Raw genomic sequence first — 24,525 nt, 5'->3', positions numbered from 1 at the left:
AAAGCATGATCTAGAGGAGGGGAAATTATGGATCACGTCATTACGGTTGAAGGCTTATCGAAAAAGTACGGAGAGGTACAGGCTGTTCAGGAAATTTCTTTTTCCGTGCGTAAAGGGGAAATTTTCGGGATCATCGGACCGAACGGTGCTGGAAAAACAACAACAATCGAGATGCTAGAAGGCATCAGAAAGCCAGACAGCGGAACGATCGATGTTCTAGGGCTCGTTCCAAGCAAACAACTGAGAGAGTTGAACAAACGGATTGGTGTCCAGTTCCAGGCGACTTCCATTCAGAAGAAAATGAAAGTGAAGGAAGCGCTGGACCTGTTCTCATCTTTTTACAACAAACCGACCCAAAAAGATTACCTGATCGATTTATTAGGATTAGGCGAAAAGCTGAATGCTCATTTTGAAGATTTATCCGGTGGTTGGAAGCAAAGAGTAACCTTGGCGCTTGCTACGCTTCATCATCCCGAAATCCTGTTTCTGGATGAACCCAGCATGGGGCTCGATCCCCATGCACGAAGGGAAATGTGGTCGATGATTCGACTCCTGAAAGACCAGGGCTGTACCATCGTCATTACGACGCACTACATGGAAGAAGCAGAAAAGCTTTGTGACCGGGTGGCTATGATTTATGGAGGTCAATTGAAAGCACTCAACACACCAGAAGAGCTCTTGGATGAAATGGCGGTCCACTATCTGGCGTTCGAATGTGATGGATTGGAATATGATTATTTGCTGTCCCTTCCTAATGTCATTAGGGTTGAGCGAGATCAACCTACCTACAAAGTGTTCAGCGATGACCAGCAGAACACCGCTTATCATATCTTCAACTATTGTCACGAAAGAGGCCTCACCTTAAAAGACTTCAAATTTGAAAAAGGCTCGCTTGACGATCTGTTCGTCCACTACCTGGAAAAGGAGCGATCCGCATGACGGCGATGGTGAAGCTTGCTAGTCTAGAGACGAAAATGTTCTTCAGGGATCGCTTGAGTGTATTTTGGACATTCTTATTCCCTGTGCTGATGATCTGGCTGTTTGGTTCCATGTTCGACGGCAATGACATGAACGGTATGACCTTTGCTGAGTTATACGTCCCTTCTTGGATCGGGGTCAATATCGTGACAACCTCGTTCTTCACTCTCGGAACGGTGTTGGCAGGCTACCGCGAGACCGGTGTGCTGCGCCGCTATCAATCTACTCCTTTACAGCCCTGGAAAATCCTTGCCGCTCACACGTTCCAGGGAACGGTCATCTTTTTGATTTCAGCAGTCCTCTTGATGGTGTTCGGCATGTTGATGTATGGCCTCACGCTACCCAGTTACATCGGTAGTACGTTACTCGCTTTATTGATCAGCATTCTCGCCTTTTTCCCTTTTGCGCTGTTTTTGACTTCTCTTGCGAAAAACACACAAGCTGCAGCAGCGATCAGTTCTTTGTTCCTGAACTTGATGTTATTTTTATCGGGAGCCACCTTTCCGCTTGATTTCATGCCGACGATTTTACAATATGTCGCGAAAGTCTTGCCCCTTTACTATGTGATCCAATTGTTGCGTGGCACCTGGAATGAAGCACCAATTACTGACTACCCACTCGAAGTTGGCGTCTTGCTCGGAATAGCTGTGGTCTCTATCATCCTCGCCTCCCGATTTTTTCGATGGAGTGAGAAATAAGATATGTAAGAAAGACCCAGAAAGAGTTCTGGGTCTTTTTCTTGAATTATCCTCTTGTTACGACAATTTCGTCATCCACGAAATCCACTTTGATTTTCGTTACGTCGTCTTCATCAAGCAGTAGATCGGCGATGCCGTCCTCTACTTTTTCTTGAAGAACGCGACGGATTGGTCGGGCACCGAATCGCGGATCGTATCCGATTGAAGCGATCTGTTTCTTCGCTTCTTCTGTCACTTCAATTTCTCGACCTTCATCCTTCACCATTTCACGGATATCATCCAGCATGAGGTCAACGATTTGTACAAGGTGTTCTTGAGACAGCTCGTTGAATGGAATGATTGCGTCAAAACGGTTCAAGAATTCAGGCTTGAAGTAAGCACTTAAGCTTTCAAGTACGGATACTGCTTCAGATCCGTGGTTTTCGAATCCGACTTTAATCTTCTTGTCGCCTGTTCCAGCGTTACTTGTCATGATGATGACTGTATCTTTAAAACTTACCGTACGTCCTTGACTATCTGTAAGTCGACCATCCTCCATAATTTGAAGGAACATGTGCTGGACATCCGGGTGTGCTTTTTCAATCTCATCAAGCAAGATGATGCTGTAAGGATTACGGCGCACACGCTCTGTGAGCTGTCCTGCTTCATCGTGACCGACATATCCTGGTGGTGAACCGATAAGCTTAGAGACTGAGTGTTTTTCCATATACTCACTCATGTCGAGTCGAATCATCGCATCCTTGGAACCGAACAGTTCTTTCGCCAGCGTTTTTGTCAGTTCGGTCTTACCGACCCCAGTCGGTCCGACGAACAGGAATGCACCGATTGGTCGAACCTTGGACTTCAGCCCCGCACGGCTTCGGCGGATCGCTTTCGCCACCTTTTGTACGGCTTCGTCTTGACCGATGACACTGGATTCAAGACGTTGTGCAAAGTTCTTCAGCTTGTTCTGCTCATCGTTTTGGAGCTTGCGGACTGGAATACCTGTTTTTTCTTCGACGATGTATTGCACATCTTCCACAGTGATTTCAGGCATATCCTCCGGCTTTGTCGTTGTTTGTTTTTGAAGCTTCAGTTCTTCATCACGCAGTTTTGCAGCTCGCTCATAATCTTCTTGTTGGGTTGCTTCTTCTTTTTCTTTCGCGATTTCTGCGAGACGTTCTTCCACTTCATCTTCACTTGTACCTGAATGTTTTAGGTTCATTTTAGAACCTGCTTCATCCATGAGGTCGATCGCTTTGTCTGGTAGGAAGCGATCCTGGATGTAGCGTTTTGATAGCGTTACACAAGCTCTGAGCGCTTCATCTGTGTAACGGATTTCGTGGTACTTTTCATACTTCTCTTTCAACCCTTGTAGGATTTCCACAGCTTCATCTTCTGTCGGCTCCTTGACCATTACAGGTTGGAAACGACGTTCAAGAGCTGCATCTTTTTCGATTTGACGATATTCTTTAAGCGTTGTTGCACCAACGACTTGCAGCTCTCCACGTGCAAGCGCAGGTTTCAGGATGTTTCCTGCGTCCATGGAACCTTCCGCAGATCCAGCACCAACTAGGAGATGGATTTCATCTACGAAAAGGATCACGTTCTTGCGTTCTTTTACTTCTGAAATGAGCTGTTTCATACGTTCTTCGAATTGACCTCGAATTCCAGTGTTGGCAACGAGTGAAGAAACGTCCAGGATATAGACTTGCTTGTTCAACAGCTTCTTCGGTGCCTCTTGGTTTGCGATTTTCAACGCAAGTCCTTCTGCAATCGCTGTTTTACCTACACCCGGTTCACCGATTAGAACAGGGTTGTTCTTGTTTCGGCGGTTCAATATCTCTGTGACGCGTTCTACTTCCTTGTCACGACCGATGACCGGATCGATGAGACCAGCTTTTGCTGCATCTGTCAGATTACGGCCAAGGTCGTCTAGTAGACCGCCTCCATTTTGACCTTTACCAGGTGAAGCTTGTCCAGCTTGTTCCTGATGTCCCATGAAATCATTCATATTGAATCCGCCCATGTTATTGCCCATGAAAGGATTCATATTGCTAGGCTGCTTCATTTCATTTTGGATTTCTTTATAACATTTCGGGCAGAGTCTGATCTGCTTCGTAATTCCATTTATGTGAAGAGTCATTCGTACATTGGCTTCGTTTACTTGACAGTGTTGGCAACGCATAATAATGACCTCCTTGTTCATGTAGAGTTTTTGATTGAAGTTTTTATGAACCCTTAACTTTTATCAAAAATTGACTTTGACTATCTTTGACCTTTGTCTATAGTATAGTTTGACCTTCTTTGACTTTCAAGTATTTTGTTTCACTTTTTTTTGCCAATTTTTGATGGTTTTTTGATGGTAACAAGATGTATGGGATGTATGCAAAGAACGTGCTTATCCGAGGCTAGTTACTCGCAATGACCTAGGGTCTTCGATATAGTGAAAGAGCAGAATCGCTTTTTAGGAGGTACATAATATGAAGGTTTTAGCGATACACGGTAGTGCAAGACCGAACGGAAATACAGAACAGCTTACACAAAAAGCGTTGGAAGGATTGGACGCGACACACATCCACTTAAGGGATTACACGATCCAACCGATTGATGACCTCCGCCATGAGCCTGGTGGGTTCCAACCGGTTGATGACGATAATGATAAGATTGTCGATATGATTTTTGACCACGATGTCATCGTCTTCTCAACGCCTGTTTACTGGTATGGGATGTCCGGTTTGATGAAGGACCTCGTCGATCGGTTCTCTCAGAATTTGCGGGACGAACGCTACGATTTTAAAGCTGAATTACGAAAAAAGAAGGCATATGTCATTTGTTGTGGAGGGGACGACCCAAAAATCAAAGCCTTGCCACTCATCCAACAGTTCAATTACATTTTTGATTTCATCGATTTGGAATTCGGCGGTTATATCATCGGGAAAGCAGTCAAGCCTGGTGAAATATCTGAAGACAATCTCGCAAACCAGCAAGCCCTAGAGCTAAATAAACAATTGAAGCAGACGTAAAAAAGGACAGCCATTTGGCTGTCCTTTCCTTATTTAGAATTCCTGTTTTTCTCGATCAGGTAAGTCTTCATCTCGCAACTTGTTTGCACCCTTTGCCAATTCCTCTGCTATCTCGATGTCCGGCAAACTTTCCTTAGGTGTCTGGTTATGATGCTTCGTCTTATCATTCAATTGCTTACGCTTTGTCATCGGAACGCCCTCCTGTTTTTTCACTCTGTTTATAGTTTGAACGGAGCGCGCCGACTGTATGCACCTGAAATTATTTCAACGGGATCTTGATGCTTTTCAAGAAATCTTTCATATAGAGCCTCATCGGTTTGCTCATCTTATTCGCGATGATCTGCGTCCATGTGTGTGTGCGCTCTCCTTGTGTCCGTACTCGATAGTAGTCTGCGATATCTTCATTATAGCGGGCCAGCTGCTCGATGAACTCTGTTTCATCCTGCTGGTACTCGTCTACGTGATAAATGTTTTCCATTGGCAGACGTTGCTTTTTATCCGGATTCTGATCTGGAACACCGACACACATTCCGAACAATGGAATGACCCGATCAGGCGTCTTCAGTACCTCGGATACTTCCTCAAGATTGTTCCGTAATCCACCGATGTAACAAATCCCAAGACCCATTGATTCTGCTGCCAGCGCGGCATTTTGAGCTGCAAGTGCCGCATCGATTGTTCCAACCATGAATTTTTCGGTAGATTCGAGCGACTCGACGACTTCATCCTCAGTCAGCCCTTCCATTTCGGCAGCGATCTTATGACGATTGAGATCAGCACAAAAGACGAAAAAATGCCCGTTCTTCTCTACATATTCCTGATTCCCAGCGAGCTCTGCAAGCTTCTTCTTCTTAGCCGGATCCTTAACACCGATAATGGTATAGACTTGCAGGTAGCTTGAAGTTGCTGCAGCTTGAGCACTTTTGACAATCGTTGTAATCTGATCCTCTGTCAACGGTTCATCCTTAAAGGCTCGGATGCTTCGATGATTCAGTATCGTTTCAATGGTTTCGTTCATTTCCTTCACCCTTACTCTGTAAGTTTCAGTTGTACTATTTTTATCGTATCCAACGTGAGGTGCAAGGACAACTATTGTGCTTTGAATCGTTTGAGCTATAATTTTGTGAAATAGACGTATAATTTCTAAAATATGTGTATAATTTCCGAAATCGGTCCATAAATTTTTTATTTTATGTGAAATTCGGAAAATGTGTGTATCTTCCCCTCCCACAGCCGACACTACCTTCCCTCTACACAAAAAAAGAGCGTCGCCCAACTGGGGACAACGCTCTTATAAAGCTTATTTTCCGCTTTTCAATCGACTGATCATCAAAAGGGTGATGACAACAAAGGCTGTTAGCGCCAAAAATGGTATCGTGATGAATCCAAGCCAATTGATGTACTCGCCTGAACATGGCACTCCTTGTGAACATGCGGCAGATTTCGAAAACAAGTCTGTCTTCTGATGCAAGTAATGATAGCTGGACACGAAGATCCCCGTCACACTGAACGGGAGTACGTACCACGGAAGCTTTTCATCCTCCAGGTAAAGACCGACACCAATCACAATTGCTAATGGATACATCAATATCCGTTGATACCAGCACAACTGACACGGAACATAGCCTGCAATTTCACTGAAATAAAGACTACCCAGTACAGCGGTCAGCGCAACGAGCCATGCTGCAATCATTCGTTTACTGCTCATTCGCTTCCTCTAGCGCCTCTTCAATCGCTGGCTTGATACTTGTTTCATATTCCAATCCAACTAGCTTGCCATTCACGAGAATGGTCGGCGTACTTTCGATTGGAGCGCTCATTTCTACATCTTGTTCCACAGCCTGCTTGATTGCATCAGAATCGAGGTCTTTTTTCAGTTGGTCGAGATCAATACCATCCACTTCACTTTCTACAAGAGCAAGCAAGGATTCTTCGTTCGCCCAACCTGAATTCATTTCTCCCTGGTTAGCTAGGACAGCGTCATAATACGCAAAGAAAGCCTCAGGTTTCTGAGCATAGACAGCTTCTCCGATTAATGCGGCCGTTTTCGAATCCGGGCCAAGGAATGGCTTGTTGATGAGTGTCATGCTCGCTTTACCTGTATCGATGAAGTCTTTCTTGATCATCGGATAAACCTGTTGTGCAAAGGAAGCACAGTGCGGACATTGGAAATCGAAGAATTCGACTAGCTTGACGGGTGCATCTTCTTCTCCAATGGTCGGTTGACCTTCATAACTCACATCAATTTGCGTACCTTCGCCTCCTGATGCTGTATCCTGCTTCCCAGCTTCTTGGTTACTGATGATGAATAACAATACTGCTGCTACTACGAAAATGACACCAATCAAGATGATGAATCCTTTGTTGTTCTTTTTCGGCGGCTTATAGACCGTTTTCTTTTTCTTTCCCATATGTGGTCCTCCTAAATATGTACTACCTCTCATTTTCATCAATCATAAAGCTCATGTCAATCAACTGGTTTGAACATTTTGGTAAAAGCCATTAACCACAACGATAGACCTATTTAATGATGCTTTTTTCCTTAAAATCAACATTAAGCTACAATAAAAAGGACCTGGGTTCACCAGGTCCTCCTTTTGGAAAATTTACAAAAGGTATGAATTTATTATTGCCTTGTTATGAAGTTTACGTCATGCCCCTATAGGTTCTCGGAAGGGATCGAAAGCCCGGCGGCGCCTAAGACCTTTTCAGACTCTGGAGCTTCATAGATTTCATGGCTTAAATCCCAATTCTTCTTGTTAGCGAGATATCGGAGACCTGTCCGGAACGTCGAAAAGGTTTCTGCTTCAATTTTAACTCCAGCTCGGACGATTTCCTGTACAAGTCGAGAAGAAAAGCCTACATAGATGATCTCAACCCCCATCAAGGATACCGATTTGGTCAATTGTTCAATTTGATGGGCCATATCATCCATTTGGAAATGACCATTATCAGGTAAAATCGCTCCCGTAAAATCGCAAACAATCGATTCGGCATCTTGGACGGTGAGGTTATGCAGCAGTTTATCCCTCGTAATTTCAAAGCGTTCATTGGTAAGCATTCCTACGATTGGAACCAGAATCGTATTTGGCACAATGGAAGGAATGATCGGAACCGACAAATCTGCTATCAATTTCTTATCTTTTTTCATCGTCTGCTCTGATTCATCAATCCGGCCTTCAAAGCTTTCAATTAATGAGCGTACATATCGATATGCCGCATGGTCCATCATTGACTCGATCTTTCGGATGATTGTGAGAAGCTCCTTATTGGAAACGGGATCTGTTTCAGATTGAAGCTCGACAATGTCGATGAGCTGCTCTTTAAAAAACTGAAAAGCTTTAAATGATTGGTTGAAAGGACGCTTTTCATCAATCGCATTGGAGCTCGTTTTTTCAGCCCATTCAATGATCAAGCGTTTCGCGTCGTCTTCACTTTCAGCAATCAATCCCTTGCTAACATACTTTGCTAACATGGCATGTACTTCAAGAATTCGACTATTTGTCTGTTCTCCCGTCGTTTCAGACAGTACATCGGCGGTCTTCTGAGCAATGGCTTCCTTTTCAACATCGATTCGTTCAGCAACTGTTTGAATACTCATGACCTTCCCCCCCTGGGATTATGTTTAACATAACTTGAATACCCTAAAAAAAATAATTTAAACCTGTTTTTTGAAAAAAATGTCGAAATTTTTATTCAGATGAAATCCAGATCATAAATTGGAAATTGTTTCTTCCTTTTCGGGTGCCATTGTAAGCCATTCTTGCAATGCTTCAAATCGATGGGCTGCATCTTGGTACCCTTGCTCATATAAGGCTGTCAGCTTCGCAGGATCTCGTTCGACCCGACCGACTTCAAGCGGTTCCATGGGGCGTATGACGAACACATCACCTGCTTTTTCTTTCTCTTTGATATAAGCCATCGTTTCGTTATAAACCTGGTAACGTTTGTCCATGCTTTCGACGAGACCGTTATATTTCGGATAGACTTTCCTCGTAAGCCAGTTCATTCGTGAACGTTTTTTGATATATCCGTCATTACGCGTCAAGATCAGGATGTTTCTTCGGTTTCCATCCAACTCGGATTTACGGATTGGGATAGGATCTGAAATGCCTCCATCCATCAGAAAACGGTTCTCCAATTCAATGATAGGGGCCATGAAAGGTAAGGAACTCGAAGCTCTAAGAACAGAAAGAATCTCTTCAGGACTGGAGGATTTGTCGTAATAAACCGGTTCTCCTGTCAGACAGTCGGTTGTTCCAATCACGAACCTTTCCTTCGCTTCATGAAAGGTATGATAATCGAAAGGTACTAGTTTGTTCGGAATTTCATCAAATATCAAATCCATTCCGAACAACTGCCGCTTTTTCCAAAGGTTTTTGAAGGATATGTAATCTGGATGCTTAGAAAAGCCAATCGTCACTTTCTTATTTCTACCACGTTGTCTTGCTAAATAGGAGGTTGCATTACATGCTCCTGCTGATACACCGATCACATACGGTAAATAGAAATCCTTCTCCAGAAAGTATTCCAGTACTCCAGCGGTGTAGACTCCTCGCATTCCCCCGCCTTCCAGTACCAGTCCAGTACGGTTCAACATTGAAACACCTCTTTTTTTACAGCTTATTTCCAGTTTATCAAATATTCGCAAGAGTCTGCAGTAATAAATCGTGGACATGAAAAAAGCTACCCATAGATGAGAACTCATTGGGTAGCCTTTCATGATTCTTATCACAATCGTCATGTCGGTGGAGGTTGACTGCCTTCTTGACCGGCCTGACTTTGATAACTTCGGGATTGTTGGGACTGTGATTGTCTTTCTTTATATTCGTTGGAATTCATATGAACATCGGACTTCTTTTTATGTTGGTACTCAAAATAAATTGCGATTGCTAAAACGATTAACAGAGGAACGAGCATCAGCATCCACATTCCAGTAACACCTCCCTCTTGACCTCCTCATACCCGTTTTTGCTCCTTTCTAACCGAGTAAGGATCGTAAAACACGAAAAAACCCTACCCGAATTCGGGAAAGGTTTTTTCTTAGGGTTTAGGGGTTAGGGGGATAAAAGGTTGTTAGTATAAGGATACCCGCCTCTATCTTTTTTAAACATAAAAATTTAAAAAATATAGGTATTTTTTATCTAGTTCTTCCGTAATATTTGTGTAATATTTGTAATAGATATGAAACTTTCAAACGATTCATTCGTCTATATAAGTAACAGTACTATTCAAGGGGGAATTCCATATGAACACATTCATGAATTTACTTCGTCCGTTGCTGGCAGGGACAATTGCCATTGTCGCGTTTCTCTTCGTTGTCTTATCGCTTTGGAATATGGTCTCCTAAAAAGGATTGATGCGAATCAATCCTTTTTTTATATTGTAAAAGCGATCTTACCGAACTGTTTCGCTTCCTCCATCCGGTTAAAGGCCTCGTGTGCGTCTTCAAGAGTGAAGGTTTGGTCGATGACCGGCTTGATTTCATATTTACGTATGAATGCCAACATCTCACGAAACTCTTCATGACTGCCCATCGTCGTTCCTAGAAGGTTATACTGACCGTAGAAGAATTGCCTGATGTTGATTGATACTTCATCTCCTGCAGAAGCACCGAAAGTCACGATCGTCCCACCTTTTTTCACAGCGCCTAGTGATTTCTGGAAGGTTGCCGCTCCGACACTTTCAATGACGAGATCGACTTTTTCGCCGTTCATGGCCTCTTCCCAATCTCCATCACTATCGATGGCGTGGTCAGCTCCTAATTCCAAAGCTGCCTTCCGCTTTTCCTCACTCCGGGAAGTGACCGTCACTTTCGCTCCAGCAGCTTTTGCATATTGAAGAATGAACGTGATGACGCCACTACCGACTCCAGGCAGTAAGACATGCTGTCCTTCCTGCAAATTCCCTCTCGTGAACAGTGCCCGGTAAGCTGTCAGGGCAGCTAAAGGCAAGACACCCGCTTCAATCCAATCCAAGTGTTCTGGTTTCGGTTCAACTTGGTTTGCTGAAACGACCACTTCTTCCGCAAACGTTCCGTTCGAAGGGAAACCGAGAATATCAAAGCCTTCAGGAGGTGCAGCCGATTTCTCCGGCCAATTCAATCCAGGATTTATGATGACCTCATCTCCGACCTTTACATTCTGCACACCTTCTCCAACTTCGATGATGACTCCTGCCCCATCGGATCCGACGACGAACGGTGGTTCATTTTCATGCCGGTGAAGTACGAATAAATCCCGATGATTAAGGCCTGCTGTTTTCAGCTGGACTTTGACTTCCCCACCATTGACGTTCGGCGAATCAACTGTCTGAAGCTTCAATCCTTCCTTGCCTTTCGGGCTCGTATGTATTAATGCTTTCATCGTATTCTCCTCCTTTTTGCTCTTATTATGGCATAACCATCAGGCTCATTCACATATATTGCTTCTGAATATTCAAATACCTTACGAAATCGAATGGTTAATTAAAAGAAAATTATGATACCGCGGTTTCCCACTTTCGTTCATGTTATAGTAGGAAAGGAAAACACTCAAACTTATACACAGCTCTAAAATAAAGGAGTTTCCTATGATAAAAGAAACAAATCTACGAAAAATCACCCCACAATATGATCCGTGGGAAGCATATATGGATGTTGAAGAGCACGGAAGGATGGTGCTGAGTAACATCGAGTTTACCACGACAACCCTTTGCAACATGAGATGTGAGCATTGCGCAGTCGGATACACGCTGCAGCCAAAGGACCCGGATGCACTCCCCGTTGATTTGATGATCCAAAGACTAGAAGAGATTCCTCATTTACGCTCGATCAGCATCACAGGTGGCGAGCCGATGCTCTCCCTCAAATCCGTTAAGCAATATGTGGTCCCTCTTCTCAAATATGCACATGAACGTGGCGTACGGACGCAAATCAACTCGAACCTGACATTGGATCTAAAAAGGTATGAGATGATCACCCCTTATTTAGACGTTTTACATATTTCTCATAATTACGGTTCAGTTGAAGATTTTACAGAAATCGGATTCGCCATGATGGAGCGAAAACCGACACTTGATCAACGGAAGCATTATTTCGATCGAATGGTGGAAAATGCAAAAGCTCTGACAGCTGAAGGCGTGATCGTCTCAGCTGAAACGATGTTGAACAAAAGGACGCTTCCACATCTGGAAGCAATCCATGAACAAATCGTGCAAATGGGCTGTCAGCGCCACGAAGTTCATCCGATGTACCCGAGCGATTTTGCAAGTGGTTTAGAAGTGGCAACACTTCCTGAAATTCGCGAGGGGATCCATCGTTTATTGGATGCGAAGAATGCAGAAACCTGGATGTTATTTGGTACATTGCCTTTTTATCCGTGCAGTGATAACGAAGATGATTTGACGCTGTTGAAACGGCTTTATCAAGAGAAGAATGTCACCGTGCGAAATGATCCGGATGGGCGGTCCCGCTTGAACGTCAATATCTTCGATGGAAATGTCATCGTAACGGACTTTGGCGATGACGGGGCTCTAGGTAACATTCAGAAAGACCGGCTTGAAGAGGTTTACGAACGCTGGATGACTAGTAAACTAGCAAGCACGGTAAACTGTCACTGCCCGGCAGTGAAGTGCCTCGGCCCGAACTTACTTGTAAAAGATGCGTATTACCCTGAAATTGATTTTACAAAAAGGAAAACGAACATATAGGAAGGTGCCCTGTTGAGGGCACCTTTAGTTTTGACTCGACGCTTTCTTTATTGAGTGTCATCTCTTGTTCGGATTAGCAGCTCAATCGTTTTTGTAGATAATTTCGCATTTTTGTAGATAATTTTGCATTTTCGTAGATAATTTTCATTTTTTGTAGATAAACACCTCGACAGTCGATTTTCATCCCTCGAACGGCACGATTTCGAGCTGTTTTTGAGAAAATCAACACGAAAATCAAGGAAAATCTTCTAAAAAGGAGGCTGTCGAGACGTCTCGACAGCTTGTGAGTACAAAAACTACAGGTGAGCTGCTTTAGTAAAAGAAAAAGATGACCCATTTTCTCAATGGGTCATCCTTCATTAACGATTATTTGAAGATTAATACTTTACCAACTGTACCATCAGCACTTTGTCCAATTACACGGAATTTCAGACCGTAGTTCGGAACGTTACGTCCAGCATCTTCAAGTCCTTCGTTCATGTAATTTGCACTGTCGTCAAACAATGGGTTACGTGCTGTATGGTTGTCTTCTAACGTTTTTCCTAATAATTCACTGTAATCAAGGAACATCTTCTCAGTCTTATTCAAGCTGAATGCTGCGTCGTGTACCTGGAATCGGGTAGAAGCGACCGAACCATCACTCCACGTGTTGATATGCTGATCCGCATCGACGACTCCGACAAAACCATCTCCAGGGTGGGCACCTGTCCAGTTTTCACTGTACTTCTCATCCACATACCAAACGACTAGACCTTCGTCGAATTCCATCAAGCTTGCACCACGACGGATATTTTCAAGACCTCGGTCAACATCGTTGTGGCTGCGCCATTCAAGCAGGTAATAGTGCTCAGACCGTTTAATTCCGTCACTTTTCGTAAATCCATTCAATGTGAATATAGATTCAGCTTCTGCATCATCAAAGAATACTTGCTGTCCATCAACGACGACAGAAAGATCGTCTGCATACAATCCTGGGTTTGAAACAGCGACATCTGTTACATATTCAATCGCGATTTCAACCTCTTGACCAACGTAGTCGCTCAGGTCGAAGGAAGCATCGATCCAACCATTCGAAGAGCCAGTGATCCCATTACCCGCATTGCTTTTATGAGGATCTTCATTTGTTGTGATATCGCTTGGGATCGGGCTACCATTTACGGTTACATAGGCATAATCCCAATCCGTTTCAATGTCATACCATGTTTTGAAGTTGAAGGATGCTGTCGTAGCATTCGTCAAGTCAACTGTTTTCGTCATCACGTTGTGCAGATCATCTGCACTTCCTGAGAAATACTCGGACTTCCCGCTAGCTGGTGTATTGACGACAGTCTCTTTCAAAGGAAGCGTCACTTTCACGACATCATTATTCGTTCCCTTTGTAACAGCTTCATCAAGTAAAACTTCATAACCGTTTTCATCCACTTCACTCACATCGATCTGCGTTCCTGTTTGCCAGTTCCCGCCTACAGATGCTTGAAGCATTTCCTTCATATAAGGACTGAATCCAGTCGGCATCGTCCCAGGGATTTTACCAGCCCAGCTTCCGCTTGACATGATGGACCAGTAGCTGACCGGTTCTCCTGCTCCTGAATACTGCGTGTCATACTCATCCGGTAGACCGAGATCATGTCCAAATTCATGTGCCATAACACCGACTGCACCATCTTCAGGCTCAATCGTATAGTCATAGGCATACATAGTTCCAGCTCCCCAATAATCGACTGCTGGTTCTGGAGAACCCTCAATCGAGAATACAGGTAAGCCCAGGTTCCAGCGGTGGGACCAGATCGCATCCGAGCCAAGGGATCCGCCACCAGCTTCTTCACCAACACCAGAGTGGATGATCATCAAGTGGTCGACGAGACCGTCCGGCTCAAGATAGTTTCCATCACCATCTAGGTCGTAACGATCCCACTCATCATACTCACCAAGGTTTACAGATGGATCGGCTGCCGCTGCATTTAACGCTTCTTTAACAAGTGCACGAGCATTGACATCGCTGTCATACACAGGATCATTTCCACCATAATAAGCAGCGTTATGTTTGGCTTGGTACCAGCCTACTACTTCACCTTCTACGGAATAGCTTCCGCCAGATTGCTTTTCATAATATTGTTTCATAGAGACGTAGTTTTTCCCGTCTGGACCAGTCCAGCCTCCGTTACCGAAAAGCATGTCCTGATAATGGGCACGAGAATAGGCATTTTCACCTTCATAATACATATCCGTCTCATCAGCTGACATCGAATTATGTGGCTTGTCAGGGTATTCAATCAAAAGGACAAGCACTTTATCGGTTCTTGTTCCGCCGTTCCAGGCTTCCTCTTCTACCCCATTTACTGTTTCGGATTGTCCTACTTTATTCCCTTTTCCTGAAGTCAGGCTGTTTTTCTTCATATCCTTTTGAAGCTGTTTCTTCGCTTCTTTTTCCTGCTCATGCAGGGCCCCCTCATCATGCGCATGGGCAGAAGCAGCAGCCTTTTCATTCAGGTAGTTGTTCAATGCTTTCTCCGCTTCAGCTGCACTCGTATTCGGGCTGATTTTCCCTTCCTTCTTGAGCATCTCGATTAATCGCTCATCATTCGCGATACCCAAGTCAACTGGTGTACCGGCATATTGATGAGTGACACTTTCACGTGCTTTTTCTGCATCTGCCATCTGTGGAGTAGCAATTGCGCCATATGTAAGTGTACTCAATCCCATCATGACTGCAAAAGCAGTAGATGTTATTTTTCTCTTATTCATCTATTGATGTCCTCCCCTTCTCCTGTAAAAAATTAGTTTGCAATACTTTTACAATACTACCAATATGACTGAAAATTGTAAATATTATGGTGAAAAAAGTTCCTTTTTATCGCCTGTTTGACGGAAAAAGGGGATTTTTGACCCAAATAACATTTTTTCAGCATAACGTTATTCGTGACTTAAGTCTCGGTTTTCTTGAGGGGGTCTGACTGTCAGTAGAAGTGGTTACGATATGGTTTTAGGAAAACCTATGGATGGTATACTAGGGAGGAAAGGATGAATCATATGGAGTTTCATTTTCTAGGTACAGGTGCGGGAATACCGTCAAAGGGAAGAAACGTTTCATCAATGGCACTCCGTTTCATGACGAACCGTCAAGGGGAAATTTGGTTATTTGATTGCGGTGAAGCGACCCAGCATCAAATCTTACATACTACGATCAAGCTATGGCAGGTCAGGAAAATATTCATCACACACATGCATGGCGATCATATCTACGGTTTGCCAGGGGTACTTGGCAGCCGATCCTTCCAGGGTGCTGAAGATACTTTAACAGTATATGGACCAAAAGGAATCAAAGAATTCATTACTGTTGCGCTTGAGACGAGCAGGACCTACTTGAAATATCCACTTGAAATCATTGAGATCGAGGATGGATTTCATGAGCTGGACGAAGGCTATCAAATTGAAGCTGCTTTATTGGAGCATGTCATCCCCTCATACGGTTTCAGGATTACAGAGCCTGAACAACCGGGTCGGCTTCAAGTGGAGCGATTGAAGGAAATCGGCGTCTCACCAGGTCCAGTTTACAGTAGACTGAAGGCTGGAGAAACCGTCACGCTTGAAGATGGTCGAACCATTTGTGGAGAAGATTTCACCACTCCACCTCAACCTGGTCGGGTCGTGACGATTTGCGGAGATACCCGTCCTACAAAAAAAACTATCGAACTTGCAAGGGATGCCGACCTACTCGTCCACGAAGCCACATTTGCAGAGGGAATGGATGAGCGGGCAATCGAATATTTTCATTCTACAACGAACCAAGCGGCAGAGCTTGCGAAACAAGCCGGAGCAAAACGGTTGATTCTCACTCATATCAGCTCCCGCTATTACGATAAAGCAGATGAATTAACAGAAAGTGCCGTGAACATATTTCCGAACACGGAACTTGCTGAGGATTTCGCCATTTTTCAATTGACAAAGAAGAACACGAAAAAGGTGTGACATGCAGTCACACCTTTTTTCTATCAATAATTCTGTTGGACATGCTGTGATACGCGCATTTTTGGCTTTGCAGTACGGTAATACACATAATAAGAGACGAGCAGAAACAAGGACGACAATAAGTACATGTTTCCGTAACCGATCTGGACGACGACCCAACCTAAGAAGAACGATCCTACGCCAACACCGATATCGAATAGCGTAAAGAACGTTGCCGTCGCTGCCCCTCTTCGATGTTTAGGTGACATTTGAATGGAAAGTGCTTGGTAACTTGGCTGAAGTATCCCATAGCCGAATCCAATGATTAATGCAGCGATATACACCATCCAGCTGGAAGCTGCCAGGCCAAGCACGATCATACCGATGAAATAAAGGGACGTACCGAAAGCGATAAGTTGGTTTGGACCTTTCCTATCAAACCACTTTCCTGCAAAAGGACGACTGATCACGATCGCAATGGCATATAAGGTGAAATACGTTCCGGCGATTGAGGCATCACCAAGTTCTTTTGCATATAGTGACACGAAACTGATGACCCCCCCAAATACGATGGCAATCATGCTCATCGCTATGGAAACGGGGAGGGCTTTTCTTTCAATCAATTCATTGAACCAATACGCCAGATCTTCTTTATGTTTAATTGAAAATTTCCGTTGATTTTCAGGGGCTTTCCTCGTTGTTTTATAGTTTGGAAGAAAGCTCGCCATAATCAGTCCTATGAGAGATAAAAAGAAGCAAAACCAGAACATGCCCTGGTAGCTTGTATAGTCCGCGACAAAAACCCCGACAATGGGTCCGATACTCATGGCTACCATGATGAATGTGCCATAATACCCTAACCCCTCTCCTCTACGTTCCTCCGGTATCCATTCGGCTGCCATCGTCCCTCCGGCCGTGGTTGACATCCCGAATCCGAATCCATAAATGAACCTAATCAGAAAGATCATCAATACCGTTTGAGCGATCAAATAACCGAAAGTTGCGACGACAAAAACGATTATTGCAATCAGGAAGAGGGCTTTCTGATTTTTCATATCCATCAAATAACCTGTGATGGGCCTTGCGAAAACGGCCGCAATCGTAAAAATCCCCATGATTAAACCTACCTGATCTTCACTTGCACCAAGGTTTTCAACCAAGTAGACCGGTAGTGTAGGCAACAAAAGAAAAAAGCTCATGAAGAACAAGAAATTACTCGCGCATAGCAATATGAATTTACTTGTCCATAACGGTTGTTTCAACGTAGTCATGGGGGATCGCATCCTTTCTAAACCCCATCTATTATACGTCCTTCGTAAGATTTTCTAAAGGAATTCCTCTTCACCATCCAATCTCGCTTCAAAATGAATGCATAAGAAAAAAGCACCCAGTGGATGCTTTATCTCTTATATATATTCAACGGCAATGGATGATAATAAATTTCAACAGTCTGTGGAATAATGAATTGTTCTTGAGCATCTTTCAAATAGTAAAACATCTTTTTGCCAGCCCCAGCGTTGGCAGAATGGACCGTAATGGTCTCCGCAAAAAGTTTATGTCTTACCATGTATTCAACGACCATGAAACCATTTCGGGCTTTGTTCTCTAAATCATGATCTAGTGACAGATGCTTGATATTTCCTCTGCGTAAGAATTGAATGCATTCTTCCATATCACTAGCCAAAAAATAATCATCGGGACATGGACGGACATCGTCTAGAAAAACATTAATTTTTGACAATATTTGTCTCCTTCCCGCTGGCTTATTACGAGTATAACACGGAAAGGATATAAACCCCACACCTTTTAAAATATATGGTTCTACTGGGAATAAATGAGTTCTTCAATCGTCGATTGTCCCCACGAAGAAACCCGGATCGCAACCTTGTCTGCCGGATCACGTTCATAAGACGCTCCGGTCCCTTCTTCAATGTAATACCTCTCCAGTCCATAATCGATTCGGACATTCCTTTGATAAGAATCAATATATCGGACGATTCCTTTAAGAGCGACCTGTCCATCCTTCAGCTCTGGTTTCGTTTTAACAATACGGACGGCTTTCGAGACCGAATCGGATTGCTCGAGAATAACATAGATTCGATCTCTTTCATCCAATTCAGTTCCTTCTTCGATCAGATTGGTAGATAAAGTGGAAACATCATAATTCAAAATGACATAATCCCCATGAAAAAGATCTCTTGGATCAATCGGTTCCGTTTCCAGAACGATCCGTTCCCCTAACTGAAGCGTCATATAGTGGGAAGCCGCTATTCCGCCGAGCACAAAGACTTGAAGAACCAAAACGAAATATAATAATCCCTTACGCATCGTGGCGGCCTCCTTTCGCGTTATGAATCATAACTCGCCTTCTTTTTTCCAAATACCAGCTTAAGAGGAACAACAAAATCCCGCCTGCTAAGAAGAATAGAGACTTCGGCAAGAATGCCCATGCGAGCTGAATATAGGCCACTAACGTGCTGATTAGGAATAAGAGTGTCCCTCGGTTGATCATGGAAGGCTCTTCCCTTTGATAACCTTGAATGAGTACATAAAGAGAGTAACCGAAGGCTAGCAGCAAGTATAAGACATCTGCTGTCTCACCAAGCAAATACAGTGGTGTAAACAGAATCAAATCCGTCCAGCCCCCTGAAGATTTCATTTTCTTCATCATTCCGATCAAGCTGACCAGAACGAAAAGGACAATCAAATAAGGAACAGATTCAACCAGAAGATCATTGTAACGGAGGTATTCTTCCATTATAAAAACATGGATGAACGTAACAGCAAGAATCCCAAGAATACCGATATCCTTAAAGCTATGGTGCGCTTTTTCGCTCTTCATAAGCTCATTTATCCCATATAGGATCAAGAATACGATTGTCATCCAGAAGTAAGAGTATTCGTAAACGACGATGAACGTGATACTCGTTATGATGATAGCGGCTGAGTAGAGATAATAAAGGAGCCTGCTATCTTCCTTGAAGGTGAGGTATCCAATACCAACAATGACAAGAAACGCAAGCACATGACTGAAAGCTTGAAAAGAAATGAAGCTGTAAAGGATTCCGGAGGTTCCGATGAAAAGTGACAACAGATAGAAATAACGGTTTGGAAATACAAAATACGTGAGGATTGCTGAAGCCGTCCATAAAATGAACGCAGTAGCATTATAACTAACAATATGGAACATTTGCGCAACCAGAAAGATCCCTGCTCCGAAGGTAATTGTCCCGATTCCGATCAAGGCACTCCCTAAATGCTCAGACCCCTTCTGGATATAATGACCACCTGTTAAATGGAAGCCTGCAATTGCTACCCAGATCAAGGTCAATCTGAACCAATCACTCATTTGCCCCCAATTCGAAGCGATAAACGTAAGGATTCCGAGACCGATCAAGATACTTGCAAGGATCGGTAACAGATTGTTCCTTTTCTTTTCATACATTGAATAAATGCCTTCCAGCTGTTCCTTTTGAATATAACCTTGTTCTACCCATTTCGGTCCTTCTTTTCTCAGCCACTTCCGCTCATTCATGTAAATCCCCCTTCCACCTATAAAAACTTTATTCTACAATCCTCTTTCCTATCCTTTCACTCATAAAAAAAGAACAGTGCTGAGCACTGTTCTTTGGTCGTTTTGAACTTTTTGCAGTATTAAATGAATAAGGTCGAGTTCAAGAATTGCCGGGATACGGACTGGAAATAGGAGGTTTGGACAGACAGTGTCGCGATGACGAGCGCATTCTTGACGATCGATCTCTGCTTTTCTGTCAAAGTGTTGAACTCGGTGATTTTCTCATCCGCTTTTTGATAGATCAATGACTCCGCCTTTTTGCCATCCTTCACCCTGAAGTCGACGTCCACCACATTGTCGTCGTTCAAGTCCAATTCTTCAAATACTGTTGCGTATGTATGATAGAAATGGATAGGATCAATCAAATCATCATGCCGATCTTCAATGTTATTGAAAATCAACATTAATAAGTTGCGGATGGAAACGAAATCAAGCGTGCTTTTCAAATCCTCTACAATGAAAAGAATAGCCGCCTGTTCAAGGGAGTATTTTTTCCCTTTATGGGGAGATCCAATCAAGTTGCGCACATCACGCTTCACCCAATTTTGGACCGCAGTCGTCGAGAAGCTGCTATATTCGATCTGGTTGCCTAAAGAGACAATCTCATTGATGGAAAAGCCCAGCTCCTTGTTTGTCCCTTTCATGATCTTTTCAAAAATGCCAGGAAGAGATCCCTCTCCTAACCCCTTGATCAAGGATTCATCTTCAATATCATTTAGTTCGAGCCAAGCTTCCTTCAAAATCAGAGCAGGCTTATCTCCTTCATTTGAATGCAAGGCTAACAAGAGCTCTGCCATCTGTTTTCGGCTTAACGTCAATAAAGGCATGATTTCACCTCAATTCATCCGTTCATTTGAACTTATCATACGCAACAAAATTCCCTGCGTCAATTTAATTTTAGTGATGCGTCCTTTCGAAATTCAAAAAAGAGAAATAATTCATAAAGTTGTTAAGCAACTGTCTTGATAAAAACTTTCGGATAATTTATACTCAGCTTATACAATATTAAGTTCAAATGAACTTGAAATGAGGTATGAAAAATGGCAAAACGGATTTTTCTATTTATCTTAACCAACGTTTTGGTCCTTACGACAATCATGATCGTATTGTCGTTGTTGAACCTGAATACGTATATCGGACCAGGTGGAAACATCCAATTTGGAACGCTGCTTGCATTTAGTGCTGTCATCGGTTTCACTGGTGCATTCATTTCATTAGCGATTTCCCGTTGGATGGCAAAGACGATCATGCGTGTGAAAGTCATTGATCCTGACCGTCCTGGATCAGCAGTTGAACAGGATGTTGTTGAACGTGTACACCGCTTGTCCCGTGCTGCAGGACTTTCTGCAATGCCACAAGTAGGGATCTACGACTCCCCTGAGGTCAATGCATTCGCTACGGGTCCATCGAAACGTCGTTCTCTTGTCGCTGTTTCGACGGGATTACTTGAAAATATGGATGATGATGCAATTGAAGGCGTCATCGCACACGAAGTCGCCCATATTGCCAATGGGGATATGGTAACGATGACTTTACTTCAAGGTATCGTCAACACATTCGTCGTATTCCTATCAAGAATTGCTGCGTGGGCAGTCGCTCAACTTGTTGATGAAGACAAGGCGGCCATCGTCCACCTGATTTCAATCATTGTATTCCAGATTGCGTTCTCCATCTTAGGAAGCATCGTCATCATGGCATACTCACGTCATCGTGAATTCCATGCAGACCGTGGAGGCGCAGACCTCGCTGGTAAGGATAAGATGATTCACGCTCTAGAAGCACTACGCGCGTATATCAATCGCGTTGATACACGTCAAGACACATTGGCAACGATGAAAATCAGTGGCGGTAAGAAGAAGAAAATGATTTTCTCTACTCACCCTGACATTGATGAGCGAATTCGTCGTCTGCATGCAAAATAATGAGACTGAAGGAACAGACCACAGCGTCTGTTCCTTTTTTTATTAGATTGTTGAAACGTATGTATGAGTCGTCCGTATGTACATATAAGGAGGTTGATTGTTTGAAAGTCTCAATTGAAGACTCGATTCGAGAGAAATTCACGTGTGTAAAGTGTAAGCATGAGTACTGCATGACGAAAAAAGGCGCAATGACTGGAACAGGATTCAGTAAAATGTTCGATGTCCAGCATACTGAATTTCTTTTTGTCAGCTGCATGAATTGTGGATATGTAGAAGTCTTTGACCCAGAGATCCTCGAAGGAAAACGCAAAGAATTAAGTACTTTTCTCGATATCTTTTTCGGTGGATGATTCGATTGGACTGGCACATTGGGTGAAGCCAGTCTTTTTTGTGGAGATTTCCCCTTTATCTGAATTTGCCAACTTCCAATTGCTGATATACTATATACATATAGGTTTAAACTATTGAACGAATGGTGATAGAGATGACAAAATCAAATGAAAAAGAGCGCTTTCTGGAATCGTTCCGTAATGCAACTCCATTATTTCAAGCGCTAGCTGACCCCGTCAGACAAGAACTAATTCTTTTATTAGCTGAAAATGAACGTTTAAATGTAAATGAAATTGCCGAGTACTCGCCAATGTCTCGTCCGACCATTTCCCATCACTTGAAAATTTTGAAGCAAGTGCATCTTGTCACTTCTGAAAAGAAAGGGACACAAAATTATTATCGGCTGGAAGTGGAACGGCCACTCGAACAGTTGAAGGAACTCGTGAAGGTGATTGAATCAGAGTGCATTTTTGAAACAGCTGATGAGGAATGAAACATAAGCCCAGTTGATTACGTCTATACTACAAAACAACAGTGCTAGCGTTAGGAGGGCTTTTATATGGTACGGATAGCAACCATTATTGGATTGGTCATCATACTTTCAGCTTGTGGGTCTGGTGAACAAACGAAATCGCCGTCTGCTGAACCGGTTAATGGACAAGCGCAAGAAGAGAAATCAGAAGGGAATGAGAATGTGGCAGGTGAAGTTGAACTGAAGGTCGTTTCTTTTACAAATGATCAGGCAGTGATCGAACTGCAAAACCAAACAGAAAAACCCTTAGAACTAGAGTTTACGAGCGGCCAGCAATATGACATGTGGATCAAGAATGAAAGTGGAGAAACCGTCTTTCACTGGGGTGAGGGCAAAATGTTCACCCAAGCATTGAAAAAGGAGACGATCGAACCGGGCGGTAAACGTACATTTACCGTTGCCATACCGGAATTAGATCCTGGAACCTACAACGTCCGTTTCAAAGTGACATCCGTTCCATCATTCGAAACGACGTTCAAACAAACGATCTAAACGAGATAAATAAGATAAGGGATAAACCCGTAACGGGTTTATCCCTCTATTATTGTCTGAAACTCATCGGTTTTGTACGCCCAGTCTGACTAATATTCCACCAGCCATCAGTATGGCACCTGCAAATCCAAAAACATAGGCTGTCGCAAAGCTTCCGGAAATCCACCCTCCGATGATCGGACCGGTCAGGTTACCAAGGAACCGGCAGCTTGCAGTCACACCAAATGCCCTGCCCTGAATATCGGCAGGTGTTTTTTTATGGATCAATGTCTGGATTGCCGGCCAAACACCGCCTAAAACAAGCCCTTGAATAAATCGCCATACATACAATTCATAAATGTTGTCCGTGAATAATTGCGGTAAAAATAAGACACCGCTTGCGAACATGACGACAGGCAACATCCTTAAATGGCCGATTCGATCTCCTAACTTTCCTAAATAAGGTGAACCGATGATCGTGGCGATACCGAGGATCGACGCTGCAAATCCTGCTAACAGGGCGAGGTTTTCCGGGTTGTCGACGAAGGTCTTAACGAAGATCGTCATCATTGAATTCGTACTCAACATCGCTGCTTGCAATAAAAAGGTAGCAATGAACAAAACAAGAAGCTGTTTATTCATCAACACATCTTTAAATGTCCCCTGCTTTTCCACTGTCTCCTGCATGGGAGCATCTTTCGGAATGAACTGGATGACAAGAATCAACGTAAGGAAAATGCTGATACCGGTCATCGCAAAAACAGGTCTGAAGCCGAACCAATCAGATAATGCACCGCCGATTAACGGTCCAATGATTCCGCCTGAAATTCCTCCTGTTTGCAGGAAACCGAGTGCGGCTCCAGTATGTTCCTTAGGTGTTATCCTCGATAAATACGAAAAGGAAACGGTGATGAAGCCAGAAAAGAATCCCATGAAAAAGCGCAAGGCGAGAAGCATCCAGGGGCCAGTCACAAAGGCCATCGAGAAGGTCAGGATTCCCATACCGATTCCTGCACGAATTAGGTTCGCTTTCTGACCGAACTTATCCGCAAAGATTCCCCAGATCGGGGCCATAAACGCTCCCGATAGGAATGCCGCTGAAAAAATTGCACCCGTCCAGAGACTCAGTGCCTTTTCATCCGTTACACCAAGCACCTCCAAATATAAGGGGAGGAACGGGAGAATCATCGTCATCGCAGCTACAATTATGAAATTACAAAGCCAGAGAAAGCGCGCACTTCTCTTCCAATTCTTCATAACGTTTCATCCTAATTCATGAGTATCGCTATTGAGCTATCCATTATTGTAACACTTTGAGCGAAAAACCTTTCAGATCCTGCTTGTTGGATGATTGCTCTTTTGAGGGTAAAGAAACTCC

Annotated in this window: 25 protein-coding genes; 9 read left to right on the top strand and 16 right to left on the bottom strand. The window is 43.5% G+C overall.

The genetic code is table 11. The features are described from left to right. The first annotated feature begins 27 nt into the window (after nucleotides 1-27). Together V1497_RS04325 and V1497_RS04320 are read left to right on the top strand one after the other, a co-directional pair. Complete coding sequence (locus V1497_RS04325) at nucleotides 28-939, top strand: ABC transporter ATP-binding protein (RefSeq protein ID WP_349409743.1); 912 nt, start codon at nucleotides 28-30, stop codon at nucleotides 937-939. Further along, a complete protein-coding gene (locus tag V1497_RS04320) occupies nucleotides 936-1,676 on the top strand; it encodes an ABC transporter permease (protein WP_349409742.1) in 741 nt (246 codons plus the stop codon). The genes V1497_RS04325 and V1497_RS04320 overlap by 4 nt, the downstream gene beginning before the upstream one ends. A 46-nt stretch (nucleotides 1,677-1,722) precedes the next feature. On the opposite strand, the gene V1497_RS04315 is transcribed toward V1497_RS04320, so the two are convergent. Further along, nucleotides 1,723-3,843 (bottom strand): ATP-dependent Clp protease ATP-binding subunit, encoded by a 2,121-nt coding sequence (locus V1497_RS04315; RefSeq protein ID WP_349409741.1) that lies wholly within the window; start codon nucleotides 3,841-3,843, stop codon nucleotides 1,723-1,725. A 295-nt stretch (nucleotides 3,844-4,138) separates the two neighbouring features. Here V1497_RS04315 and V1497_RS04310 point away from each other — a divergent pair, with 295 nt between their 5' ends. Continuing rightward, the gene (locus V1497_RS04310) at nucleotides 4,139-4,681 is read left to right on the top strand and encodes an NAD(P)H-dependent oxidoreductase (RefSeq protein ID WP_349409740.1); all 543 of its coding nucleotides are present in this window, start codon (nucleotides 4,139-4,141) and stop codon (nucleotides 4,679-4,681) included. A 33-nt stretch (nucleotides 4,682-4,714) separates the two neighbouring features. Here the strand turns inward: V1497_RS04310 and V1497_RS04305 are convergent, their stop codons facing one another. The 8 genes from V1497_RS04305 to V1497_RS04270 form a co-directional block, all read right to left on the bottom strand. Further along, nucleotides 4,715-4,870: a hypothetical protein gene (locus tag V1497_RS04305; protein WP_349409739.1), complete on the bottom strand. Its 156-nt coding sequence runs from the start codon at nucleotides 4,868-4,870 to the stop codon at nucleotides 4,715-4,717. Between the two features lie 70 nt (nucleotides 4,871-4,940). Further along, nucleotides 4,941-5,699 carry an oxygen-insensitive NADPH nitroreductase gene (gene nfsA / locus V1497_RS04300; protein ID WP_349409738.1) on the bottom strand — a complete coding sequence of 253 codons (759 nt, stop codon included), beginning with the start codon at nucleotides 5,697-5,699 and terminating at the stop codon, nucleotides 4,941-4,943. Nucleotides 5,700-5,981: 282 nt separating this feature from the next. Next, complete coding sequence (locus V1497_RS04295) at nucleotides 5,982-6,389, bottom strand: disulfide oxidoreductase (RefSeq protein ID WP_349409737.1); 408 nt, start codon at nucleotides 6,387-6,389, stop codon at nucleotides 5,982-5,984. Further along, the gene (locus V1497_RS04290; protein ID WP_349409736.1) at nucleotides 6,379-7,092 is read right to left on the bottom strand and encodes a DsbA family protein; all 714 of its coding nucleotides are present in this window, start codon (nucleotides 7,090-7,092) and stop codon (nucleotides 6,379-6,381) included. Before V1497_RS04290 ends, V1497_RS04295 begins: the two co-directional genes overlap by 11 nt. Before the next feature lie 248 nt (nucleotides 7,093-7,340). Next, entirely contained in the window at nucleotides 7,341-8,282 is a 942-nt protein-coding gene (locus V1497_RS04285) for an STAS domain-containing protein (protein ID WP_349409735.1), read from the bottom strand. A gap of 111 nt (nucleotides 8,283-8,393) precedes the next feature. Further along, complete coding sequence (locus tag V1497_RS04280; protein ID WP_349409734.1) at nucleotides 8,394-9,281, bottom strand: patatin family protein; 888 nt, start codon at nucleotides 9,279-9,281, stop codon at nucleotides 8,394-8,396. Nucleotides 9,282-9,421: 140 nt separating this feature from the next. After that, the gene (locus V1497_RS04275; RefSeq protein ID WP_349409733.1) at nucleotides 9,422-9,613 is read right to left on the bottom strand and encodes a hypothetical protein; all 192 of its coding nucleotides are present in this window, start codon (nucleotides 9,611-9,613) and stop codon (nucleotides 9,422-9,424) included. Nucleotides 9,614-10,059: 446 nt separating this feature from the next. Further along, on the bottom strand, nucleotides 10,060-11,046 hold the full coding sequence (locus V1497_RS04270) for a zinc-binding dehydrogenase (protein WP_349409732.1): 987 nt from the start codon (nucleotides 11,044-11,046) through the stop codon (nucleotides 10,060-10,062). Nucleotides 11,047-11,251: 205 nt separating this feature from the next. Between V1497_RS04270 and yfkAB the strand changes: the two genes are divergently transcribed. Next, nucleotides 11,252-12,370, top strand: coding sequence for a radical SAM/CxCxxxxC motif protein YfkAB (gene yfkAB / locus V1497_RS04265; RefSeq protein ID WP_349409731.1), 1,119 nt, complete (start codon nucleotides 11,252-11,254; stop codon nucleotides 12,368-12,370). Between the two features lie 366 nt (nucleotides 12,371-12,736). On the opposite strand, the gene V1497_RS04260 is transcribed toward yfkAB, so the two are convergent. After that, a complete protein-coding gene (locus V1497_RS04260; protein WP_349409730.1) occupies nucleotides 12,737-15,115 on the bottom strand; it encodes an immune inhibitor A domain-containing protein in 2,379 nt (792 codons plus the stop codon). Nucleotides 15,116-15,400: 285 nt separating this feature from the next. On the opposite strand from V1497_RS04260, the gene rnz reads away from it, so the two are divergent. Next, nucleotides 15,401-16,339, top strand: coding sequence for a ribonuclease Z (gene rnz, locus V1497_RS04255; protein ID WP_349410746.1), 939 nt, complete (start codon nucleotides 15,401-15,403; stop codon nucleotides 16,337-16,339). A 23-nt stretch (nucleotides 16,340-16,362) separates the two neighbouring features. Here the strand turns inward: rnz and V1497_RS04250 are convergent, their stop codons facing one another. The 5 genes from V1497_RS04250 to V1497_RS04230 form a co-directional block, all read right to left on the bottom strand. Then, nucleotides 16,363-17,589: an MFS transporter gene (locus tag V1497_RS04250; protein WP_349409729.1), complete on the bottom strand. Its 1,227-nt coding sequence runs from the start codon at nucleotides 17,587-17,589 to the stop codon at nucleotides 16,363-16,365. Between the two features lie 128 nt (nucleotides 17,590-17,717). Further along, nucleotides 17,718-18,059, bottom strand: coding sequence for a cyclic-phosphate processing receiver domain-containing protein (locus V1497_RS04245; RefSeq protein WP_349409728.1), 342 nt, complete (start codon nucleotides 18,057-18,059; stop codon nucleotides 17,718-17,720). A gap of 80 nt (nucleotides 18,060-18,139) precedes the next feature. After that, nucleotides 18,140-18,646 carry a GDYXXLXY domain-containing protein gene (locus V1497_RS04240; RefSeq protein ID WP_349409727.1) on the bottom strand — a complete coding sequence of 169 codons (507 nt, stop codon included), beginning with the start codon at nucleotides 18,644-18,646 and terminating at the stop codon, nucleotides 18,140-18,142. After that, nucleotides 18,639-19,853, bottom strand: a complete 1,215-nt coding sequence (locus V1497_RS04235) for a DUF2157 domain-containing protein (protein WP_349409726.1) — start codon at nucleotides 19,851-19,853, stop codon at nucleotides 18,639-18,641. Before V1497_RS04235 ends, V1497_RS04240 begins: the two co-directional genes overlap by 8 nt. Nucleotides 19,854-19,972: 119 nt before the next feature. After that, nucleotides 19,973-20,719 (bottom strand): DUF1836 domain-containing protein, encoded by a 747-nt coding sequence (locus V1497_RS04230; RefSeq protein ID WP_349409725.1) that lies wholly within the window; start codon nucleotides 20,717-20,719, stop codon nucleotides 19,973-19,975. 213 nt (nucleotides 20,720-20,932) lie between these two features. Here V1497_RS04230 and htpX point away from each other — a divergent pair, with 213 nt between their 5' ends. The 4 genes from htpX to V1497_RS04210 all read left to right on the top strand — a co-directional run bounded on the left by htpX (nucleotide 20,933) and on the right by V1497_RS04210 (nucleotide 23,168). Further along, nucleotides 20,933-21,814 (top strand): protease HtpX, encoded by an 882-nt coding sequence (htpX, locus tag V1497_RS04225; RefSeq protein ID WP_349409724.1) that lies wholly within the window; start codon nucleotides 20,933-20,935, stop codon nucleotides 21,812-21,814. Between the two features lie 101 nt (nucleotides 21,815-21,915). Beyond that, the gene (locus tag V1497_RS04220) at nucleotides 21,916-22,164 is read left to right on the top strand and encodes a zinc ribbon domain-containing protein (RefSeq protein ID WP_349409723.1); all 249 of its coding nucleotides are present in this window, start codon (nucleotides 21,916-21,918) and stop codon (nucleotides 22,162-22,164) included. Nucleotides 22,165-22,298: 134 nt separating this feature from the next. Next, nucleotides 22,299-22,637 (top strand): metalloregulator ArsR/SmtB family transcription factor, encoded by a 339-nt coding sequence (locus V1497_RS04215; RefSeq protein ID WP_349409722.1) that lies wholly within the window; start codon nucleotides 22,299-22,301, stop codon nucleotides 22,635-22,637. A 66-nt stretch (nucleotides 22,638-22,703) separates the two neighbouring features. Further along, nucleotides 22,704-23,168 carry a BsuPI-related putative proteinase inhibitor gene (locus tag V1497_RS04210; RefSeq protein ID WP_349409721.1) on the top strand — a complete coding sequence of 155 codons (465 nt, stop codon included), beginning with the start codon at nucleotides 22,704-22,706 and terminating at the stop codon, nucleotides 23,166-23,168. A 63-nt stretch (nucleotides 23,169-23,231) separates the two neighbouring features. Here the strand turns inward: V1497_RS04210 and V1497_RS04205 are convergent, their stop codons facing one another. Continuing rightward, nucleotides 23,232-24,404 (bottom strand): MFS transporter, encoded by a 1,173-nt coding sequence (locus V1497_RS04205; RefSeq protein ID WP_349409720.1) that lies wholly within the window; start codon nucleotides 24,402-24,404, stop codon nucleotides 23,232-23,234. Between the last annotated feature and the right edge of the window lie 121 nt (nucleotides 24,405-24,525).

Source organism: Pseudalkalibacillus sp. SCS-8, from assembly GCF_040126055.1.
Taxonomy (GTDB): domain Bacteria; phylum Bacillota; class Bacilli; order Bacillales; family Fictibacillaceae; genus Pseudalkalibacillus; species Pseudalkalibacillus nanhaiensis.
The sequence above is the reverse complement of the archived record's forward strand: the minus strand, read 5'-3'. Positions and strand labels throughout refer to the sequence as shown.

Coding starts and splice junctions, on each gene's coding strand:
- V1497_RS04325 (WP_349409743.1), top strand. CDS start 28: ATGGATCACGTCATTACGGTTGAAGGCTTATCGAAAAAGTACGGAGAG.
- V1497_RS04320 (WP_349409742.1), top strand. CDS start 936: ATGACGGCGATGGTGAAGCTTGCTAGTCTAGAGACGAAAATGTTCTTC.
- V1497_RS04315 (WP_349409741.1), bottom strand. CDS start 3,843: ATGCGTTGCCAACACTGTCAAGTAAACGAAGCCAATGTACGAATGACT.
- V1497_RS04310 (WP_349409740.1), top strand. CDS start 4,139: ATGAAGGTTTTAGCGATACACGGTAGTGCAAGACCGAACGGAAATACA.
- V1497_RS04305 (WP_349409739.1), bottom strand. CDS start 4,870: ATGACAAAGCGTAAGCAATTGAATGATAAGACGAAGCATCATAACCAG.
- nfsA (WP_349409738.1), bottom strand. CDS start 5,699: ATGAACGAAACCATTGAAACGATACTGAATCATCGAAGCATCCGAGCC.
- V1497_RS04295 (WP_349409737.1), bottom strand. CDS start 6,389: ATGAGCAGTAAACGAATGATTGCAGCATGGCTCGTTGCGCTGACCGCT.
- V1497_RS04290 (WP_349409736.1), bottom strand. CDS start 7,092: ATGGGAAAGAAAAAGAAAACGGTCTATAAGCCGCCGAAAAAGAACAAC.
- V1497_RS04285 (WP_349409735.1), bottom strand. CDS start 8,282: ATGAGTATTCAAACAGTTGCTGAACGAATCGATGTTGAAAAGGAAGCC.
- V1497_RS04280 (WP_349409734.1), bottom strand. CDS start 9,281: ATGTTGAACCGTACTGGACTGGTACTGGAAGGCGGGGGAATGCGAGGA.
- V1497_RS04275 (WP_349409733.1), bottom strand. CDS start 9,613: ATGTGGATGCTGATGCTCGTTCCTCTGTTAATCGTTTTAGCAATCGCA.
- V1497_RS04270 (WP_349409732.1), bottom strand. CDS start 11,046: ATGAAAGCATTAATACATACGAGCCCGAAAGGCAAGGAAGGATTGAAG.
- yfkAB (WP_349409731.1), top strand. CDS start 11,252: ATGATAAAAGAAACAAATCTACGAAAAATCACCCCACAATATGATCCG.
- V1497_RS04260 (WP_349409730.1), bottom strand. CDS start 15,115: ATGAATAAGAGAAAAATAACATCTACTGCTTTTGCAGTCATGATGGGA.
- rnz (WP_349410746.1), top strand. CDS start 15,401: ATGGAGTTTCATTTTCTAGGTACAGGTGCGGGAATACCGTCAAAGGGA.
- V1497_RS04250 (WP_349409729.1), bottom strand. CDS start 17,589: ATGACTACGTTGAAACAACCGTTATGGACAAGTAAATTCATATTGCTA.
- V1497_RS04240 (WP_349409727.1), bottom strand. CDS start 18,646: ATGCGTAAGGGATTATTATATTTCGTTTTGGTTCTTCAAGTCTTTGTG.
- V1497_RS04235 (WP_349409726.1), bottom strand. CDS start 19,853: ATGAATGAGCGGAAGTGGCTGAGAAAAGAAGGACCGAAATGGGTAGAA.
- V1497_RS04230 (WP_349409725.1), bottom strand. CDS start 20,719: ATGCCTTTATTGACGTTAAGCCGAAAACAGATGGCAGAGCTCTTGTTA.
- htpX (WP_349409724.1), top strand. CDS start 20,933: ATGGCAAAACGGATTTTTCTATTTATCTTAACCAACGTTTTGGTCCTT.
- V1497_RS04215 (WP_349409722.1), top strand. CDS start 22,299: ATGACAAAATCAAATGAAAAAGAGCGCTTTCTGGAATCGTTCCGTAAT.
- V1497_RS04210 (WP_349409721.1), top strand. CDS start 22,704: ATGGTACGGATAGCAACCATTATTGGATTGGTCATCATACTTTCAGCT.
- V1497_RS04205 (WP_349409720.1), bottom strand. CDS start 24,404: ATGAAGAATTGGAAGAGAAGTGCGCGCTTTCTCTGGCTTTGTAATTTC.